Source organism: Phytohabitans sp. LJ34 (assembly GCF_052068095.1).
GTDB lineage: Bacteria > Actinomycetota > Actinomycetes > Mycobacteriales > Micromonosporaceae > Phytohabitans.
The window spans coordinates 1-16,047 of record NZ_JBQHDG010000040.1 but is presented as its reverse complement, the minus strand read 5'-3'; the positions used below and the strand labels follow the sequence as shown (position 1 = coordinate 16,047).

Here is a 16,047-nt window from a genome sequence, read left to right as displayed (position 1 = left end):
GCCTCCGCCGGTTCTGGACAATCCCGCGGATCATTTTTTCGCGAGCGCCGCCACCAGGGCGCGGAGGGCCGGCTGGTCCAGCGCGGACTCGCGTACCGCGGCGTAGATGGACCGCGACGGCTCGGGGTGGCGGAGGCGGCGGGCGACCACCGACGGGTGGCGGTTGCCCAGCCCGGTCTCCGGCATGAGCGCGACGCCGAGGCCGGCGGCCACGAAGCCCTGCGCGGTCGCGTAGTCGTCGCTCTCCACCGCGACGCCCGGCGTGAACCCGGCGGCCGCGCACGCGTCGCGCACGATCTCGCGGCACGGGCCGGCTGGCCCCTCGCAGTCGACCCACGGCTCGGCGGCGAGGTCGGCCAGGTCGAGCACCCGCTTGGCGGCGAGCGGGTGGCCCTTGGGGAGCACCGCGCGGTACGGGTCGTCGAGCAGGTGGGTGAGGTGGATGCCGGTCCGGGTCCCCGGTCGCACCACGATCGCCAGGTCGGCCTCGCCGCGCTCCACCGCCGGCAGCGGGTCGTCCGGGTCGGACAGGCGCAGGTCGACGGCCACGGCCGGGTGCTCGCGCCGGAAGCGGGCCAGCGCCGCCGGCACGAGCGCGGCGCCGGCGGTGGCGAAGTAGCGCACGACGAGCCGCCCGGTGCGCCCGGCCCGCAGGTCGGCCAGCGCGGTCTCGGCCTCGGCGACCCGCTCGCTGATCGTGCCGGCGGCCTCGGTCAGCAGCCGCCCGGCCGCCGTCGGGCGCACGCCCCGGCCGACCCGCTCCAGCAGCGCCGTGCCGGCCTGCCGCTCCAGCGCGGCGACCTGCTGGCTGACCGCGGACGGGGTGTAGCCGAGGTTGGTGGCGGCGGCGGTGACCGAGCCGCTGGTGACCACGGCGCGGAGGACCTGCATCCGGCGAACGTCGAGCATGTAGCTCAGCTTAACGATAGGTGCCCGAACTTTCACTTGTCCTGATGGATGGTGGGCGGCACGGTGGGGGAGTGGTACGGATCGGCGTGCTCGCCCTGCTCTGGGGCTCGGGCTTCCTGTGGATCAAGGTGGCGCTCAACCACGGGCTGACGCCCGTGCAGATCACCATCACCCGGTGCGTGCTGGGCGCGGCCGTGCTCGTCGGCCTGGCCCTGGTGGCACGGCAGCGCCTTCCGCGCTCGGCCACCGTCTGGCGCCGGCTGGCGGTGGCGGCCCTGTTCTGCAACGCGCTGCCGTTCGCCCTCTTCGCGGTGGGCGAGCGGACGGTCGACTCCGGACTGGCCGGCGTGCTGAACGCGACCACTCCCTTGTGGACACTGCTGATCGGGCTGGCGGCCGGCGTCGAACGCTTCTCGGCGGCCCGCGCGGGTGGGCTGCTGCTCGGCTTCGGCGGCGTGCTGCTCATCTTCGCGCCGTGGCACGTACGGGTCTCCTGGGGCGCCCTGGCGCTGCTGGTCGCCGCCGCGAGCTACGGGGTGGGCTTCGTCTACATGGGACGGTGGCTGACCGGCCGTGACACGGCGCCGATCGCGCTGTCCGCGGCCCAGCTCATCGCCGCGACCGGCTGGAGCGCGGTCGCCCTACCCGTGGCCGGCGCCCCGCACGCCGACGCCACGGGTCTGGCGGCCGTGGCAGTGCTCGGTGTCTTCGGCACCGGTGTCACCTTCTACCTGAGCTACCGCCTCGTCGCCGACGAGGGGGCCACGAGCGCGGCGACGGTCGGCTACCTGCTGCCGGTGGTGTCGGTCGCGCTGGGCGCCGCGGTGCTCGACGAACGGCTGGGCCCGCGCGTCCTGGCGGGCATGGCCGTGGTGCTGCTCGCGGTCTCGCTCACCCGCCTGAGTCACGGCGCAGGATCTCGATCATCGCCTGAGCGGCCGCGAGCTGGTACTCCAAGCTGACGATGCGCACGGCGTCGTTGAGGCGCGCGCCGTCGTCGACGAGCTGCCGCGCCCGGTCGGCCCGCTGGAGGTCGTCTCGGCTGTAGCGCCGGTGGCCGCCGCTCGACCGGTGCGCCGCGAAGAGCCCCGCCGCCTCGGCCGCGCGCAGAAACGCTGGCGTCACGCCGAGCGCCTCCGCCGCCGCCCCCATCGCGAACCCGGGGAAGTCGGCATCACCCAGCCTCGTCGGTCCGGCCATCGCCACCTCCTCCGATGGGCGGTGGCCCGGTCCAAACTGGCCGGGCCACCGGATGACATGAGCGTCAGGACGCCGCCCGCGTGCTCTCGCCGGCGATCATCTTGTGCCCGTCGTGCGATCCGATCGACGAACCGCCGGAGCGGCTGATCTCGATCTTGCGCGGCTTGGCCTGCTCGGCGAGCGGGATGGTCAGCGTCAGCACGCCGTCGCTGTAGTCGGCCTCGATGCTGTCCACCGCGAGGCCGTCGCCCAGGACGAGCTGCCGGCTATACACCCCCGAGGGGCGCTCGGACACCAGGTAGGCCGCGTCCTCGGGATCGCTGCGGCGTCGCTCGGCCCGCACGGTCAGCGTGTTGTTTTCCGCTGAGACGTCGAGCGAGTCGGCGTCGATGCCGGGAAGGTCGAAGCGGACGACGAACCGGTCACCCACCCGCAGGCAGTCCATCGGCATGGGCGCCGGCGTGCGCGCGGCGCCGAGCATCTCGCCGGCGAGCCGGTCGAAGTCACGGAACGGATCGAAACGCAGAAGCATGACCAACACACCTCCAAGAGACTTCGGTGAACCAGGCTTTGATCTGGCCAACGCAAGAATTCTATACCCGTGGTTGCAGATTTCAACCCCACGGGCAGGAGTCGGGGGGACTAGAGACCTGAGGAGTCGGGGTCCGCTCGAGACAGGTTTCCCGGGTTCGCGTCAGCCGCGGACCGCCGCTCCCGCCGGAGACCGCCGCGGCGGGCGGCTCGCAGCGCTCGCCGAAACCCCCCGCCTGCGCTGCCCGGCCCGCGTCGCAAGTCCTGCCCGCGCGACCAGCAGCCCGTTGAGCGCGCCGATCGCCAACCCGGTCAGCAGGCAGAGCGGGATCGCGAGCGCCACCGGCAGGTCGGTGCCGAGGCCGTTGCTGGCGGCCGGGATGACGAGGCCGACCGCGAGCGCGGGCGCGAGGCCGATCGTCGACTCCAGCGACAGGTCGAACTTGCCCGCGATCAGGGCTCCTCAGTGGACCGCGCGACCCGGTCACGCAGCCGCCCGCGGATCTCCTCCGGCGTGTACGCACGGCGGCGCCGCTCGGCCCGCGCGACCGCCACCCCGGTCGCGGCGACTCCGACGAACGCGGCGAGCCCGACTACCTTCCACCAACGCATGCGCCTAGGGTAATGCCGTGCCAAGCCTCGGTCTGGACCAAGCCGTCGACCTGACGCGCACCGGCGACCTGTGGCTGTTTCGCGGCCGCTCGGGGGCCGACCGCGCGATCCAGGTGACCACCAACAGCCCGGTCAACCACGTCGGCATGGCCGTGGTCATCGAAGACATGCCGCCGATGATGTGGCACGCCGAGCTCGGCAAGGCGCTGCCCGACCTGTGGTCCGGCGGCCACCACCGCGGCGTCCAGCTCCACGACCTGCGCGCCGCGGTCCTGGTGTGGGCTCGCCGCTACGGCCAGCGCGCCTGGCTGCGCCAGCTCGAGCCGCCACCCAGCCGCGCGCAGGAAGACGCCGTGCTGCGCACCGTCGCCCGGCTCGACGGCACACCCTTTCCGTCCAGCGCCCATCTGGCCTGGCGCTGGGCCCGCGGCCGGGTGCCGCTCCGCTCCCGCCGCCTCCGGCAGGAGGGCCTGGAGAGCGCTTACTGCGCCGAGGTCGTCGCCGTCACCTACGAGGCCATGGGCCTGCTCCCGGCCGGCCGCGACCCCAACTGGTACGACCCGGGCCGCTTCTGGAGCGGCGACGACCTGGCCCTTTCCGGCGGCTTCGCCCTCGGCACCGAGATCTCCGTCGACATCCCCACCGACTAGCCCGCGGCCATATCGGGGGCATCACCGCCCGTCATGACGTGATAGAGCGGACTTGCCCCCGTCCGCGCCGCCTGCGGACCGTACGCTCCCGCGGCCTCACCCGTCCGCTGCTGGTCGCGGTCACCTCTGTGCCTCCGTGGACGCGCGGCCCGCGCGCGGTGCGGCGTTGTTTGTCCACAATGCCTGTTGCCGAACAGGCGGCGAGATCGCAACAAGGAATTCGTCGCCATGAGTAACCGCCGCCGCCGTGCGCGCGGCCCAAGATTCGAGATCTTGGAGAGTTAGGGCGCCATATCAACCCTAACCGTCCTAGATCTCGAAGTTCTCACCCGGGCCCGCTGACGTTACGTCACTGACGCTGTCATGACGCCGCCCATATGCCGAGCCACATCCCCAAACAGTGGGAAGGTGGGCCGGCGATCCGCCGATCATGACCACCACGGCCAGCCACCCCCAAGCCGCGGCCATCGTGCGAAGCCCGCACACGAGACACTCCGACTCCGAGATGGAGACGGTTGCCGGGAGCTTGGCGTCGTGGCTAGCGGCGCCAGAAGTCGTGGGCGTCGCGGCCGTGGGTGAAGCCGGCCGCCGCGGCCACGTCTACCGCCACGTCGAACTTGTCACCCACGATCCAAGGCAGGTGGGCGTCGCTGCCGAAGGAGATGGCGCGGCCGCCCTCCTCGCGCCACCAGCGGAGCAGGTCGGCGGAGGCCATCGGGCTGCGGGTGTTGACTTCCAGGACGCGGTCGGAGCCGGCCAGGGCGCGGAGCACCGCGCGGTACTCCTCCTCGTAGTCGGCCTCGCGGTAGGGCGGGGCGTCCGCGGGCCAGTAGCGGCGGGGGTAGTCCAGGTGGGCGAGCACCTCGAAGGCGTCGCTGTCTTTGATCATGCGGACCATCTCGGCGAAGTAATGCCGCATCACACCGCCCGTGCCGAGCGTGCCGAAGAGCTTGTCCGGCGCGACCAGCCGGCCTTCGTACGGGATGGCGTGCAGTGAGCCGAGCACGCGCTCGAACGGGCCGCTCGCCAGCACGCGGGCCACGCTCGCCCCGAACAGATGCGCTTCGCCGGCCTCCACGCCGGTGCGGATGCGCAGGTCGGGGTAGCGGCCGCGGCATTCTTCGACGCTCGCCAGGTAGCCGGTGACGTCGATCGGCCGGATCAGTGACCACCAGCCCAGCTGGAGCGCGTCGGCGGCGATGGCGTCGCCGTCGAGCCAGTCGGTGAACTCCAGGTGCTCGGTGAACGCGACCGCGGGCACGCCGAGCGCGACGGCTCGGGCGCACGCCTTATCCATCGAAGACTGTGGACCCGTGTCGAACGACCACTCCGAATGCACGTGGTTGTCGGCGGGCAGCACGCCTCCGAGTCTGCCAGCCAGGGCGGGGATCGCCCAAGATCATGTGACTGAGCTGGCACTCGGGTGCAGGAGTGGGCGGTAGCCGGCGCCGAGGACGGCCACGATCGCCGGCGGAGTGAGCAGCTCGACGCGCGTGTCCGGAGGTGGGCGCAGCCGCGGTTGCCCATCATGAGCCCGCGTGCGGGGTTCGCGATGATCTCGCCCTCGGGCGTCACCCTGTTTCGCAGCGGCATGACCTCTTGATGATCGCAGGTCAGCGCTGTGGCGGCACCCAGCCCGGCGCCGGCGGCGGTGGCGGGGCGAGCCCGGGCACGGCCGTGTACGGGCCGGAGATCGCCTCGATCAGCCGGCTCACCACGACGCCGACCAGGATGGCGAGCGCGGCGGGCAGGTAGAACGTGACCCAGCGCGGGGCATCGTTCTGGATCAGGCCGCTGTTGGCGAAGACCAGCAGCGCCGTGGCGAGGACGGTGCCGGCGATGCCGCCGCGCCCGCCGAAGGCGCTCACGCCGCCGAGCAGGGCCGCGCCGACCGCGATGAGAAGGTTGTCGCCGCCGACCGGTGAGGCGGCGCCGAGGTAGGTCACGAGCACCACACCGCTCAGGCCGGCGAGCAGGCTGGACCCACCGAGGCCGGCCAGCGCGCCCATCAGCTTGGCGCTCCGGAAGCGGACCGGGTCGTCCTGCACCCGGTTGGCGCCGAGTGCCGCGCGGACGGCGGGGATCTGCCACAGCACGCCACCGCCCACCGAGACGGCGACGAAGACCAGCGTCCAGAGGATCGATCTGCCGGTGCCGCCAGGGGTGCCGGCGACGCGCAACGTCTGCCCGTCGAGGAGCGCGAACACGACGGCCTGCGCCACCGCCATGCCGCCGAGCGTCACCGCCCAGGCGGGCGCCGAGGTGAGGCCGGAGACCAGGCCGAGCACGAGGCCGACGACGAGCGCGACGAGCACCGCGACGACGGCCGCCAGCACGGCCGCGACGTCCTCCTGGGTCAGCTTGGCGTAGGTGGCGCCGGTCAGGACGGCGATCGCGCCGACCGCGAGGTTGGGGGTGGCGGTGCGCAGCGACAGGGCGAACGCGGTGGCGAGCAGGCCGGTGGCGCCGAGGGTGTTCCACGGCGAGCCGCCGCGGAAGAGCGTGCCGGTGGCGGCCACCACGGCGGCCGTGACCAGGACCAGGAGCAACAGGATCGCCTCCCAGCCCACGTGCGCGAGGAGCCCTCGGGACCGGGCCGGCGGCCGTGCCGGGGGAGGCGGCGCGAACGGTGCGGCGACGGCGACGGGCGGCTGGGACATCGCTACTCCTTCGGGGGTGGGCCGGACATCCGGCCCCCGAACCTAGCGAGTCGCCACCACCACCGGTGGCCGGGCGGTCAGCGCCAGGGCCACCACCAGCGCGAGGAGCGACTGGACGACCGGCAGGCCGGCGTACAGCTCGACCAGCCCGGCCGTCTCCGCCGCCGTGCCGTCCGGGCCGATAAAGCGGGGCCGGCCGCTGGCCACGTACGCGGTCACGAGGTACACGCTCCAGATGACCAGCGGGGCGAGCGCGGCGAACACGCGGACCCGCACCGGGCGCTCCGGGCCGGGGCGCAGCCAGGCGGCGAGCAGGTCGACGGCGGCGCCGGCGCCGACGAGGCCGAGCACCAGCGCGGTGTTCGCGAAGCCGGTCACCGCGGCGGAGAGGCCGCCGGCGCAGGCGAACAGGATCGTGGCGGCGCCCGGCGGCACCACCCAGCGCCGGGCGAGCGCGAGCAGCGGCACGACCAGCACGAGGTTTGTCACCAGGATCGCGGAGACCAGCTCGGCGGTCCAGGATTCGTCGAGATTGGACAGTCCGAACACGACATCCGAGGCGAGGTACGAGAACGCGTTGGCGTACTGGAGGAAGAGCAGCACCAGCGTGCCGGCGAAGGCGACCGAGAGCACGGCGGGCAGCAGCCGGCGCAGGCCCGGCGCGGGCGGCGCGTCCGTGGCGGCCCAGGCGGCGCGCAGCGGCGTGGTGACGATGACGAGCATGGCGGCGGCCAGGCCGAGGTGGCTGGGGCTGAAGAGGATGTCGATGTCCTGCTCGATGCCGAACGCGGAGTGCCAGGTGAAGTCGGCGATCCCGGCCACCGCGAAGCCGGCCACGGCGAACACCGCCGGCGGGTATCCGGCCGGCAGCGCGGCCAGGTCGGGGCGGCCGGAGCGGAGCGCGCGGCGGCAGGTCCACGCGATCCACGCGGCGGTGGCGACGAAGCCCCAGTAGAAGACCGCGTGCCACGGCGTGAAGAAGGTCTCCAGCTCGGGCACGTTGTTGTGGGCCCAGGCGTCGAGCAGCAGCCCGACCGTGAACCACCCGCTGAGCAGCGCGGTCACCAGGTCGGTGCGGTACGTCGTGTGAGGACGGCTGGGCGCGCCGGCGGCCACGGTCATGCTGAACGTTCTCACATCGGGAAGAGGCCGCCCGACCGCCGGCGGTTCCCGCGGAACTCGGATGCGCGACCGGCGGCCGGCGTTGTACCGTCGCGGCCCGATGGGAGAGCCGGAGTGAACACGCCGCCGCGGGAGCTGCCCGAGGAGCGGCTCGCGTACGCGCTCGCGGCGGGCTGGGGGCTGGCGGCCGGCTCGCTCGTATACCGGCCGGTCGGCTTCGGCAGCCACCACTGGGAGCTCGTCGACGGCGGCGGCACCCGGTGGTTCGTGACGGTGGACGACCTGCACACCAAGCGGGCCGCGCCGGGCGAGCCACTGGACCGGGCGTACGCGCGGCTCCGCGCCTCACTCGCCACCGCGGTCGCGTTGCGCGCGCACGGGCTGGACTTCGTGGTCGCGCCGGTGGCCACAGTGGAGGGTGCACCGCTGTCGCGGGTGGACAGCCGGTTTTCCGTGGCGCTCTACGAGTTCGTCGACGGGCAGAGTTTCGGGTGGGGGGAGTTCGGGGCGGTCGGGCACCGCCAGTCGGTACTCGAAATGGTGGTGGCTCTTCACGGCGCGCCGCCGGCGGCGGGTGAGGTGGCGGCGGTGGACGACCTGCGCGTGCCCGGCCGTGCCGACCTGGAGGCGGCGCTGGCGGGTGACGTGCCCGACGGCGGCCCGTACGCGCGGCCGATGCGCGACCTGCTGGCCGCGCGCCCGCACCGGGTGCGCGACATGCTCGCGCGCTACGACGCGCTGGCCGCCGAGGCCGACCCGGCGCGGGCGGTGCTCACCCACGGCGAGCCGCACCCGGGCAACACGATCCGCACGCCGCGCGGGTGGCGGCTGATCGACTGGGACACGGTGCTGCGCGCGGCGCCCGAACGCGACCTGTGGCACCTCGACCCGGGCGACGGGTCGATCCTGGCCGCGTACGCGGAGGCGACCGGCGTGGTGCCGCGGCCGCGCATGGTCGAGCTCTTCCGGCTGCGGTGGGAGGTGGCCGACCTGGCCGCGGCGGCGAGCCGCTTTCGGGCGCCGCACGCGGGCGACGCGGACGACGACGCCACGTGGGAGATCCTGGCCGCGCAGGCGGGTGCCGCGCCGTAGCCCGAACCTACGGGTCCATTTCGAGGTCGGCGCGCACGCCGAGCAGGCGCACCGGTCGGTCCAGGCGAAACTTCTCCAGCACCGTGAGCGCGGCCCGTTCGATGACGTCGAGGTCGGTCGTAGCGCCGTCGCGCAGCTTCATCTCCCGGGTCGGGGTGTAGAACGACGCGAACCGCACCTTCACCGCCACGTGCGTGACCCGCCGCCCGTCGGCCACCACGTCGGCGCCGAGCTCGCGGGCGAGCGCCGCCACGTTGCCGGCGATCTGGTCGGGGTCGGTGAGGTCGCGCGGAAACGTGGTCTCCCGGCTGCGCGAGCGGGCCACCCACGGCTCGGTCACGACCTCGGTGTCGCCGCCGCCCCGCGCGATCACGCGCAACCAGGTGGCGATCCGCGGCCCGAACCGCGCGAGCAGCGGCTCCGGGTCGGCGGCGGCCAGGTCGGCGACGGTGTGCAGGCCCAGCTCGGTGAGTTTCTTCGCGGTCTTCGGGCCGACGCCCCACAGCTCGGCGGCCGGGCGCTCGCCCATCACCGCCATCCAGTTGGCGGACGTCAGCTGGAAGACGCCGCCCGGCTTGCCGAAGCGCGCCGCGATCTTGGCGGTGTTCTTGTTGTCGCCCACGCCGATGGCGCAGGTCAGGCCGGTGGCGTCGAAGACGGCTTTCTGGAGCTCGGCGGCGAGCGCCAGCGGGTCGTCCACCTCGGCGCCGACGAACGCCTCGTCCCAGCCGTACACCTCGACCCGCACCGGGAAGCCGCGCAGCGCCGCCATCACCCGCGCGGACGCCGCCTCGTACGCGGGCGGGTCGGAGGGGAGGAAGACCGCGTCGGGGCAGCGGCGGGCCGCCGCGCGCAACGGCATGCCGGAGTGGACGCCGTGTGCCCGCGCCTCGTAGGACGCGGTCGCGACGACCTGCCGCGGCTGGGTGGGGTCGCCGCCGCCACCGACGACCACCGGGCGACCGCGCAGCTCCGGGCGGCGCAACAGCTCGACCGCCGCCACGAACTGGTCGAGGTCGACGTGCAACAGCCACCAACGTGCCGACACATGGTCACGATACGGCGGTTCATTCCCGTCGTCGGACGATCGGGGCTAGCCTGCACAGGTCCAGTCCTCCTTCGCATTGGAGCGAACGATGGCTTCTCGGCTCAACCCGTACATCAACTTCGACGGCACCGCGCGGCAGGCGCTGGAGTTCTACAAGGACGTCTTCGGCGGCGAGCTGCGGATCAACACGTTCGGCGAGTTCGGCGGCGACGCGGCCGTCGCCGACAAGATCATGCACGGCCAGCTGGAGACCCCGCGCGGGTTCACGCTGATGGCCGCCGACACCACGCCCGAGTGGCAGGTCGACGCCGGCAACAACATCACGATCAGCGTCAGCGGCGACGACGGTGACGACCTGCACGGGTACTGGAACAAGCTCTCCGACGGCGGCACGATCACCATGCCGATGGAAAAGCAGGTGTGGGGCGACGAGTTCGGCCAGTGCATCGACAAGTTCGGCATCTCCTGGCTCGTCAACATCACCGCGTCACAGGGCTGAGGTTAGGTGTTCTCACCGCTCGGCTTCGGCGGCGGGCCGCTCGGCGGGCTGTTCGCGCCGTTGGACGACGAGACGGCCGCCGGTGCGCTCGCCGCCGCGTGGGAGGGCGGTGTCCGCTACTTCGACACCGCCCCGCACTACGGCATCGGCCACTCCGAGCGGCGGATCGGCGCGTTCCTGCGCGGCTGCCCGCCCGGGGAGTTCACCGTCTCCACCAAGGTCGGGCGGCTGCTGGTGCCGCAGGATCCGGCGGGGCGCCAGGACGACGACTTCGCGGTGCCGGCCACCCACCGCCGGGTCTGGGACTTCAGCCGCGACGGCGTGCGGCGCAGCCTCGAAGAGTCGCTCGGCCGGATGGGCCTCGACCGCGTCGATGTGCTGTACCTGCACGACGCCGAGTCCCACTTCGACGAGGCGCTCCGTGACGGCTATCCGGCGCTGGCCGAGCTGCGTGCCGAGGGTGTGGTGCGCGCGATCGGCGCCGGCATGCACGACACCGCGAAGCTGACCACGCTGGTCCGCGAGACCGACGTCGACGTGGTCATGCTGGCCGGGCGGTACACGCTGCTCGACCAGTCCGCCCTCGACACCCTGCTGCCGGCCTGCGCCGAGCGCGGGGTGTCGCTGCTCGCCGCCGCCATCTTCAACTCCGGTGTACTCGCCACGCCGCGGCCGGCCGAGGGCGCGCGCTTCGACTACTCGCCGGCGTCAGCCGACCTGCTGCGGCGGGCCAACCTCATCGCCGACGTCTGCGAGGCGCACGGGGTGACGCTGCCCCAGGCGGCGATGGCGTTTCCGCTGACCCATCCGTCGGTGGCCGGGGTCGTGGTGGGCATGCGCTCGGCCGACGAGGTGCGGCACAACCTCGCGTCGTTCGCCGCGCCGGTGCCGCCGGCCGTCTGGTCCGACCTGCGCGCCGCGGGCCTGATCGACGCCCGCTGAGGGGCAGAGCCAGGGGAGGGCATGTGGAGCGTCGGCTCGTCGTCGTGCACGGGGAGGAAGGCTACTCGGACGTGGCGTCCACCGCCGGAGGGTGAACGCCACGTCCGTCAAGCCGCGTCAGCGGGCCGGTGGCGACACCGGCGGGGTCGTGGGTGGGGGCGGGTCGATCGCGATGCCCGACTGTGCGAACGGGCCGAAGTTGTCCGAGCTGTCCCACGCGCGCACTCGCACGATGTACGTCCCGAAGCCGCGGTACGGCACGTATGCGGTGGTGCCGCTGGTCTTGGTGATCAGCGCGCCGTTGAGGTAGACCTCGTACCCGGTCAGGAAGGTCTCGTCCGTCGCGGGGTCCCACCGCACGACGAGGTTGTTCTGGTGCAGGGTGCCGGTGATGCGCAGGTTGGCGGGAGCGGTCGGCGGTGTCGTGTCCGGCAGCCGTCCGAAGTGGTACGGCAGGAACGGCGAGAGGTTGCCGGCCGCGTCCACCGCGCGGATCCCGTAGGTCGTGACCATCGGCGGCGGGACCGGCGTCGTCCAGCTCGGTGTGGTCGTGGTGGCCACCTGGGTGGTGCGGTGGAAGATCTGGTAGCCGACCACGCCGGTGTCGTCAGTGGACGGGTCCCAGGTGAGCGTGAGCAGGCTGCTGCCGGTGACGCGGATGTTCGTGGGGGCGGAGGGTGGGGTCACGTCGGCGGCGGGCGGCTGGCCGGAGCAGGGTGCGCCGTTGACCGTGCAGCCCTGCGGCTCGCCGCTGCCCCGCGCCATCCAGCCGAAGCTCGTCGAGGCGCCGGCGGCGAGCGTGCCGTTCCACGCCTCGTTGGTGAAGACGTACCGGTCGCCGGAGCGGGTCAGGCGGGCGCTCCAGTGCGACCAGACCGTGGTGCCGGCCGGCAGGTCGAACTCGACCCGCCAGGAGGTGATCGCGCTGCCGGTGTTGTTGAGGACGGTCATCTTGCCGATGTAGCCGGTGGACCACTGGCTTTCCTTGGCGAACGTCGCGGTCGCCGCGTGTGCCGGTGCGGGCAGGACGGTGATCGCTCCCAGACCCACGACGACCGCCGCGGCGAGGCCGGCGATCCGGGAGAGGGGAGCGGTGGAGAGTCTCATGTCGATGAATCGTAGAGATGCTTATCGATCGACGGCATCGTCCGTGCGGGGCGCTCGAGCGGAAGTAGAGCCGATGCCCGAATCCTCGACGGCCTGGAGCGGTTGCTGGCGCACGAGCTAGACCAGCAGTAGCAGGTAGGCGGCGGTCAGCACGTCGAGCACGCCGCACCACTCGGCGTACGAGCGGGCCACCGCCCGGTCGAGCTTGAGGTGGACGAAGTCCCACACGCCGTGGAGTAACCAGCCCGCCGCCACGAGGTAGAGCCCGAGGTCGGTGTCGACGGCCAGCGCGACAAGCGCGAGAGCGCCGAAGCCGATCATGCCCAGCGCCTGGACGCGTACGGTGGCGGGGCGTGGCACGTGCCCGATGACGCTCCACGCGAGGGCCGCCGCCGCGAGCGGCACCGCCACCGCGACCACCGGCACGTCGAGGACGCGCAGCACGACGCTCAGCGGGAACACCGCGATCAGCACGGGCCAGGAGAGGCCGCGCCGGCCGGAGCGGGCCACGACCAGGTAGATCCAGGGCAGGAACAGCAGCGTCTCGCCGAGGCCGGTCACCTGGTCGGCCACGTCGCCGCCCAGGGTCACCACGGCCGTCAGGACGCCCAGCGCCGTCGGCCACCGCCGGCCCAGGGCGCGGATCATCCGGTGTCGCGGAACCGGGATCGTCGCGGCGGTCATCGGGCCAGCTCCGCGTGCTCGCGGCCGTGCGTGTACTCGGCGCGGCGGCGGAGCATGACGGCGAGCATGAGCGGCAGCATCGCGATGTGCATGACCATCATCAGCGCGTGGCCGGACATCAGGCCGGCGAGCGTGAATGGCGCGAGGAGCACCACCGGCGCGAACATGACGGCGACCATCTCCAGCGTGCCGGGCCAGCCGTGGCCCCGGTAGCGCATCCAGACGACCATGCCGACCGACATGTCGAAGGCCATCAGCAGGGCGGCGAGCTCGGGCTGCGTCGCGCTGGAGAGCTCGACGTCAAGCAGCCCCAGGAGGCCGGCGCGGGCCAGGCCCAGCACGAGCATGCCGGCGGCCATCGCGATGATCATTTCGACGTAGTGCCAGAGGAAGCGTTTCATCGGAGCGACTCCTTCAGATACTGGTACCCCGTGGGGGTATATCTCCTGCCGTCCATACTGGAGCACATCGGCCGCCCGGTCCAGTGGCTTCTCCGCACGTGATCTCATGACACTTGTCATGTCGCCCAGCTGCGACAATGGCCGCGTGGTGGACGGGACGGGGTTGGTGAGCCTCCGCCGGTACACGTGGTGGACGCTGGCCGCCGCGGTCGTGACCGCGCTCGTCCTCTTCGCCGGGGCGTGGCTCGTGGCGGCGGGCACGCCGGCCTGGGCGCGACTCGCCGGCGGTGCCGCGCTGGGCGTGGCGGTCGCCGCGAGCGTGGTGCTGCTCCACCGCCGCCTGGCCGCGACACCCGCCCCGGTGCCGCGCGGCTGGCTGGCCGCCGGGGGAGCGGGCGCGGCGCTGCTGGGCGCGGTCGAGCTCGGCTTCGGCGAGTACGGCCGCTGGGTCGTCGCCCCCGCGGTCATGATGGCGATCGGCGCGATGTTCCTGCCCCCGCGCGGCCAGTGGTGGCTGATGGCCGGGGCGGCCGCCGCCGCGGCGGTACCCGGATGGGTGGTGTCCTGGGCGACCGGCGACGGCGGCACGCTCTACGCGGCGCTCTTCCCCGCGGGCCTGGTGCTCTTCAGCGGGTGGACGGTGCTCGGGCCGCTGTGGGCGTGGGACGTGGCCGGCCGGCTGCACGCGGCGCGGCGGCTCGAAGCCGAGCTGGCGGTCAAGGACGAGCGGCTCCGCTTCGCCGCCGACCTGCACGACGTCCAGGGCCACCACCTCCAGGTCATCGCGCTGAAGAGCGAGCTCGCCGCCCGCCTCGCCGAGGCCGACCCGGCCCGCGCCGCCGGCGAGATGCGCGACGTGCGGCGGATCGCGGCCGACGCGCTGCGCGAGACGCGGGCGCTGGTGCAGGGCTATCGCCGTACGACGCTGGAGGAGGAGATCTCCAATGCCACCCGGGTGCTCGCCGCCGCCGACATCGACGCGCGGATGGACCTCGCGCCCGCGCCCGGCCTCTCCGCCGCCGGCCGCCACCTGCTGGGGCTGGTGATGCGCGAGGCCACGACCAACGTGCTGCGGCACAGCCGGGCGGCACGCGCCGACGTGGAGTACCGCGTGGACGGCGACCGCGCGCGGCTCAGCGTGCGCAACGACGGCGCGGTGGCGCCCGCCGGGAAGGCGTCCGGCCTCGCGGCCCTCGCCGACCGGCTGGCCGCGGCCGGCGGCGACCTGACCTGGCGGCACGAGGGCGACCGCTTCGAGGTGGCGGCGACACTGCCGGTGGGTGCGCCGTGATCCGCCTGCTGCTCGCCGACGACGAAGACCTGCTGCGCGGCGCGCTGGCCGCACTGCTCGGCCTGGAAGACGACATCGAGGTGGTCGCGGAGGCGTCCACCTCCACCGACGCGGTGCGGCTGGCCGCCGAGCACCGGCCGGACATCGCGGTACTCGACCTGGAGATGCCGCCCACCGACGGCCTGCGCGCCGCCGAGGAGATCCGGGCCGCGCTGCCCACCCGGATCGTGCTGGTCACCCGCCACGCCCGGCCGGCCGTGCTGCGGCGGGCACTCGCCGCGGGGGTGAGCGGCTTCGTGCCGAAGACCACCGAGGCCACCCGCCTCGCCGAGATCATCCGCGACGTCGCGGCCGGCCGGCGCTACGTCGACCCGGAGATCGCCGCCTCCGCCCTCACCGAAGACGCCTGCCCGCTCAGCGAACGCGAGCTTGAGGTCCTCCGCGCCTCCCGTACGGGCGCGTCGGTGCGGGAGATCGCCGCCCAGGTGCACCTCGCCCCCGGCACCGTCCGCAACTACCTCTCGTCGGCCATGACCAAGCTCGGCGCCAGCTCCCGCCACGCCGCCGCCCACCACGCCTGGCAACAAGGCTGGATCTAGACCCTTTCACAGCGATTTGCCCCTTCCGCGTCAGCACTAGACACCTTGCGGAGTCAGGGGTTCTCCTCGAACCAGGTCTCCCGGGTCCGGGTCAGCGGCGGACCGTTGCTCCCGCCGGAGACCGCTGCGGCCGGCGGCTCGCGGGGCTCGCCGAAACCCCCGGCCTCCGCTGCCAGGTCCGCGCCGCCAGCCCACGTCCCCGGGTTCGCGGCCGATGGCCTGTCGACTTCGGCGCTGTGGACGGAGCTGCTGTGCTCCCGCGGCCTCACCCGTCCGCCGTTGGTCGCGCTCACCCCTGCGCGCAACCGGCCGGCAGGAAAAGGGGGGCGGGGTGACGGGGCTCGCGCCAGGCGGTGGTCCACGTTTGTCCACAATGCCCGTTCTCGGATCGGCGATCCGGGAATGCAATGGGGTTGTCGTCGCTGCGTGTAACCGCCACGAGGGTGTGAGCGGCGCGAGGTTCGAGATCTAGGAGAGTTTGGGCGCTATTTCAACCCTAAGTCTGCTAGATCTCGAAGTCTGGCCCGTTTGGCTGGTTACGTTGCGTCAGGATGGGCGTCAGGTGGGGCCGTATAGACCCGTTCGGGCTTGTCCCGCGGAGCCGGCAGTGGACGGCCGGGGGGTTCGGCGAGCGCTGCGAGCCGCCGGCCGGGAGCGGTGCCCGCGGGAGCATACGGTCCGCAGCTGACGCGGACGTGGG

General features: G+C 73.2%; 18 protein-coding genes. 7 read left to right on the top strand and 11 right to left on the bottom strand.

The features are described from left to right. Nucleotides 1-30: 30 nt before the first annotated feature. Nucleotides 31-909, bottom strand: a complete 879-nt coding sequence (locus ACTMTJ_RS43425; RefSeq protein WP_441224716.1) for a LysR family transcriptional regulator — start codon at nucleotides 907-909, stop codon at nucleotides 31-33. Between the two features lie 44 nt (nucleotides 910-953). Between ACTMTJ_RS43425 and ACTMTJ_RS43420 the strand changes: the two genes are divergently transcribed. Further along, the gene (locus ACTMTJ_RS43420) at nucleotides 954-1,871 is read left to right on the top strand and encodes a DMT family transporter (protein WP_441224714.1); all 918 of its coding nucleotides are present in this window, start codon (nucleotides 954-956) and stop codon (nucleotides 1,869-1,871) included. Here ACTMTJ_RS43420 and ACTMTJ_RS43415 read toward each other — a convergent pair. From ACTMTJ_RS43415 to ACTMTJ_RS43405, 3 genes are all read right to left on the bottom strand, one after another. Continuing rightward, nucleotides 1,801-2,109 carry a MerR family transcriptional regulator gene (locus ACTMTJ_RS43415; RefSeq protein ID WP_441224712.1) on the bottom strand — a complete coding sequence of 103 codons (309 nt, stop codon included), beginning with the start codon at nucleotides 2,107-2,109 and terminating at the stop codon, nucleotides 1,801-1,803. The two genes, ACTMTJ_RS43420 and ACTMTJ_RS43415, sit on opposite strands and share 71 nt — an antisense overlap. Nucleotides 2,110-2,173: 64 nt before the next feature. Further along, on the bottom strand, nucleotides 2,174-2,641 hold the full coding sequence (locus ACTMTJ_RS43410) for an Hsp20/alpha crystallin family protein (protein WP_441224710.1): 468 nt from the start codon (nucleotides 2,639-2,641) through the stop codon (nucleotides 2,174-2,176). A 452-nt stretch (nucleotides 2,642-3,093) separates the two neighbouring features. Continuing rightward, complete coding sequence (locus tag ACTMTJ_RS43405) at nucleotides 3,094-3,252, bottom strand: hypothetical protein (RefSeq protein WP_441224708.1); 159 nt, start codon at nucleotides 3,250-3,252, stop codon at nucleotides 3,094-3,096. 17 nt (nucleotides 3,253-3,269) lie between these two features. On the opposite strand from ACTMTJ_RS43405, the gene ACTMTJ_RS43400 reads away from it, so the two are divergent. Beyond that, entirely contained in the window at nucleotides 3,270-3,902 is a 633-nt protein-coding gene (locus ACTMTJ_RS43400) for a hypothetical protein (protein WP_441224707.1), read from the top strand. Between the two features lie 538 nt (nucleotides 3,903-4,440). Here the strand turns inward: ACTMTJ_RS43400 and ACTMTJ_RS43395 are convergent. The 3 genes from ACTMTJ_RS43395 to ACTMTJ_RS43385 form a co-directional block, all read right to left on the bottom strand. After that, entirely contained in the window at nucleotides 4,441-5,262 is an 822-nt protein-coding gene (locus ACTMTJ_RS43395) for a PHP domain-containing protein (protein WP_441224705.1), read from the bottom strand. Nucleotides 5,263-5,515: 253 nt separating this feature from the next. Beyond that, on the bottom strand, nucleotides 5,516-6,562 hold the full coding sequence (locus ACTMTJ_RS43390) for a hypothetical protein (RefSeq protein WP_441224704.1): 1,047 nt from the start codon (nucleotides 6,560-6,562) through the stop codon (nucleotides 5,516-5,518). Between the two features lie 42 nt (nucleotides 6,563-6,604). Next, nucleotides 6,605-7,684 (bottom strand): hypothetical protein, encoded by a 1,080-nt coding sequence (locus ACTMTJ_RS43385; protein WP_441224702.1) that lies wholly within the window; start codon nucleotides 7,682-7,684, stop codon nucleotides 6,605-6,607. 114 nt (nucleotides 7,685-7,798) lie between these two features. Here ACTMTJ_RS43385 and ACTMTJ_RS43380 point away from each other — a divergent pair, with 114 nt between their 5' ends. Further along, entirely contained in the window at nucleotides 7,799-8,776 is a 978-nt protein-coding gene (locus ACTMTJ_RS43380; RefSeq protein WP_441224700.1) for a phosphotransferase family protein, read from the top strand. Between the two features lie 7 nt (nucleotides 8,777-8,783). Here ACTMTJ_RS43380 and ACTMTJ_RS43375 read toward each other — a convergent pair whose 3' ends face one another. Beyond that, complete coding sequence (locus ACTMTJ_RS43375) at nucleotides 8,784-9,824, bottom strand: DNA polymerase IV (RefSeq protein ID WP_441224698.1); 1,041 nt, start codon at nucleotides 9,822-9,824, stop codon at nucleotides 8,784-8,786. A gap of 88 nt (nucleotides 9,825-9,912) precedes the next feature. Between ACTMTJ_RS43375 and ACTMTJ_RS43370 the strand changes: the two genes are divergently transcribed. Together ACTMTJ_RS43370 and ACTMTJ_RS43365 are read left to right on the top strand one after the other, a co-directional pair. After that, nucleotides 9,913-10,323 carry a VOC family protein gene (locus ACTMTJ_RS43370; RefSeq protein ID WP_441224697.1) on the top strand — a complete coding sequence of 137 codons (411 nt, stop codon included), beginning with the start codon at nucleotides 9,913-9,915 and terminating at the stop codon, nucleotides 10,321-10,323. Between the two features lie 6 nt (nucleotides 10,324-10,329). Next, on the top strand, nucleotides 10,330-11,265 hold the full coding sequence (locus ACTMTJ_RS43365) for an aldo/keto reductase (RefSeq protein ID WP_441224695.1): 936 nt from the start codon (nucleotides 10,330-10,332) through the stop codon (nucleotides 11,263-11,265). A gap of 117 nt (nucleotides 11,266-11,382) precedes the next feature. Here ACTMTJ_RS43365 and ACTMTJ_RS43360 read toward each other — a convergent pair whose 3' ends face one another. The 3 genes from ACTMTJ_RS43360 to ACTMTJ_RS43350 form a co-directional block, all read right to left on the bottom strand. After that, nucleotides 11,383-12,372 carry a cellulose binding domain-containing protein gene (locus tag ACTMTJ_RS43360; protein ID WP_441224693.1) on the bottom strand — a complete coding sequence of 330 codons (990 nt, stop codon included), beginning with the start codon at nucleotides 12,370-12,372 and terminating at the stop codon, nucleotides 11,383-11,385. A gap of 117 nt (nucleotides 12,373-12,489) precedes the next feature. Then, the gene (locus tag ACTMTJ_RS43355; RefSeq protein ID WP_441224692.1) at nucleotides 12,490-13,056 is read right to left on the bottom strand and encodes a hypothetical protein; all 567 of its coding nucleotides are present in this window, start codon (nucleotides 13,054-13,056) and stop codon (nucleotides 12,490-12,492) included. After that, nucleotides 13,053-13,457 (bottom strand): hypothetical protein, encoded by a 405-nt coding sequence (locus tag ACTMTJ_RS43350; RefSeq protein ID WP_441224690.1) that lies wholly within the window; start codon nucleotides 13,455-13,457, stop codon nucleotides 13,053-13,055. Before ACTMTJ_RS43350 ends, ACTMTJ_RS43355 begins: the two co-directional genes overlap by 4 nt. 145 nt (nucleotides 13,458-13,602) lie before the next feature. Between ACTMTJ_RS43350 and ACTMTJ_RS43345 the strand changes: the two genes are divergently transcribed. Beyond that, the gene (locus ACTMTJ_RS43345; protein ID WP_441224688.1) at nucleotides 13,603-14,748 is read left to right on the top strand and encodes a sensor histidine kinase; all 1,146 of its coding nucleotides are present in this window, start codon (nucleotides 13,603-13,605) and stop codon (nucleotides 14,746-14,748) included. Beyond that, nucleotides 14,745-15,347 carry a response regulator transcription factor gene (locus tag ACTMTJ_RS43340; protein ID WP_441224686.1) on the top strand — a complete coding sequence of 201 codons (603 nt, stop codon included), beginning with the start codon at nucleotides 14,745-14,747 and terminating at the stop codon, nucleotides 15,345-15,347. The genes ACTMTJ_RS43345 and ACTMTJ_RS43340 overlap by 4 nt, the downstream gene beginning before the upstream one ends. Nucleotides 15,348-16,047 lie beyond the last annotated feature (700 nt).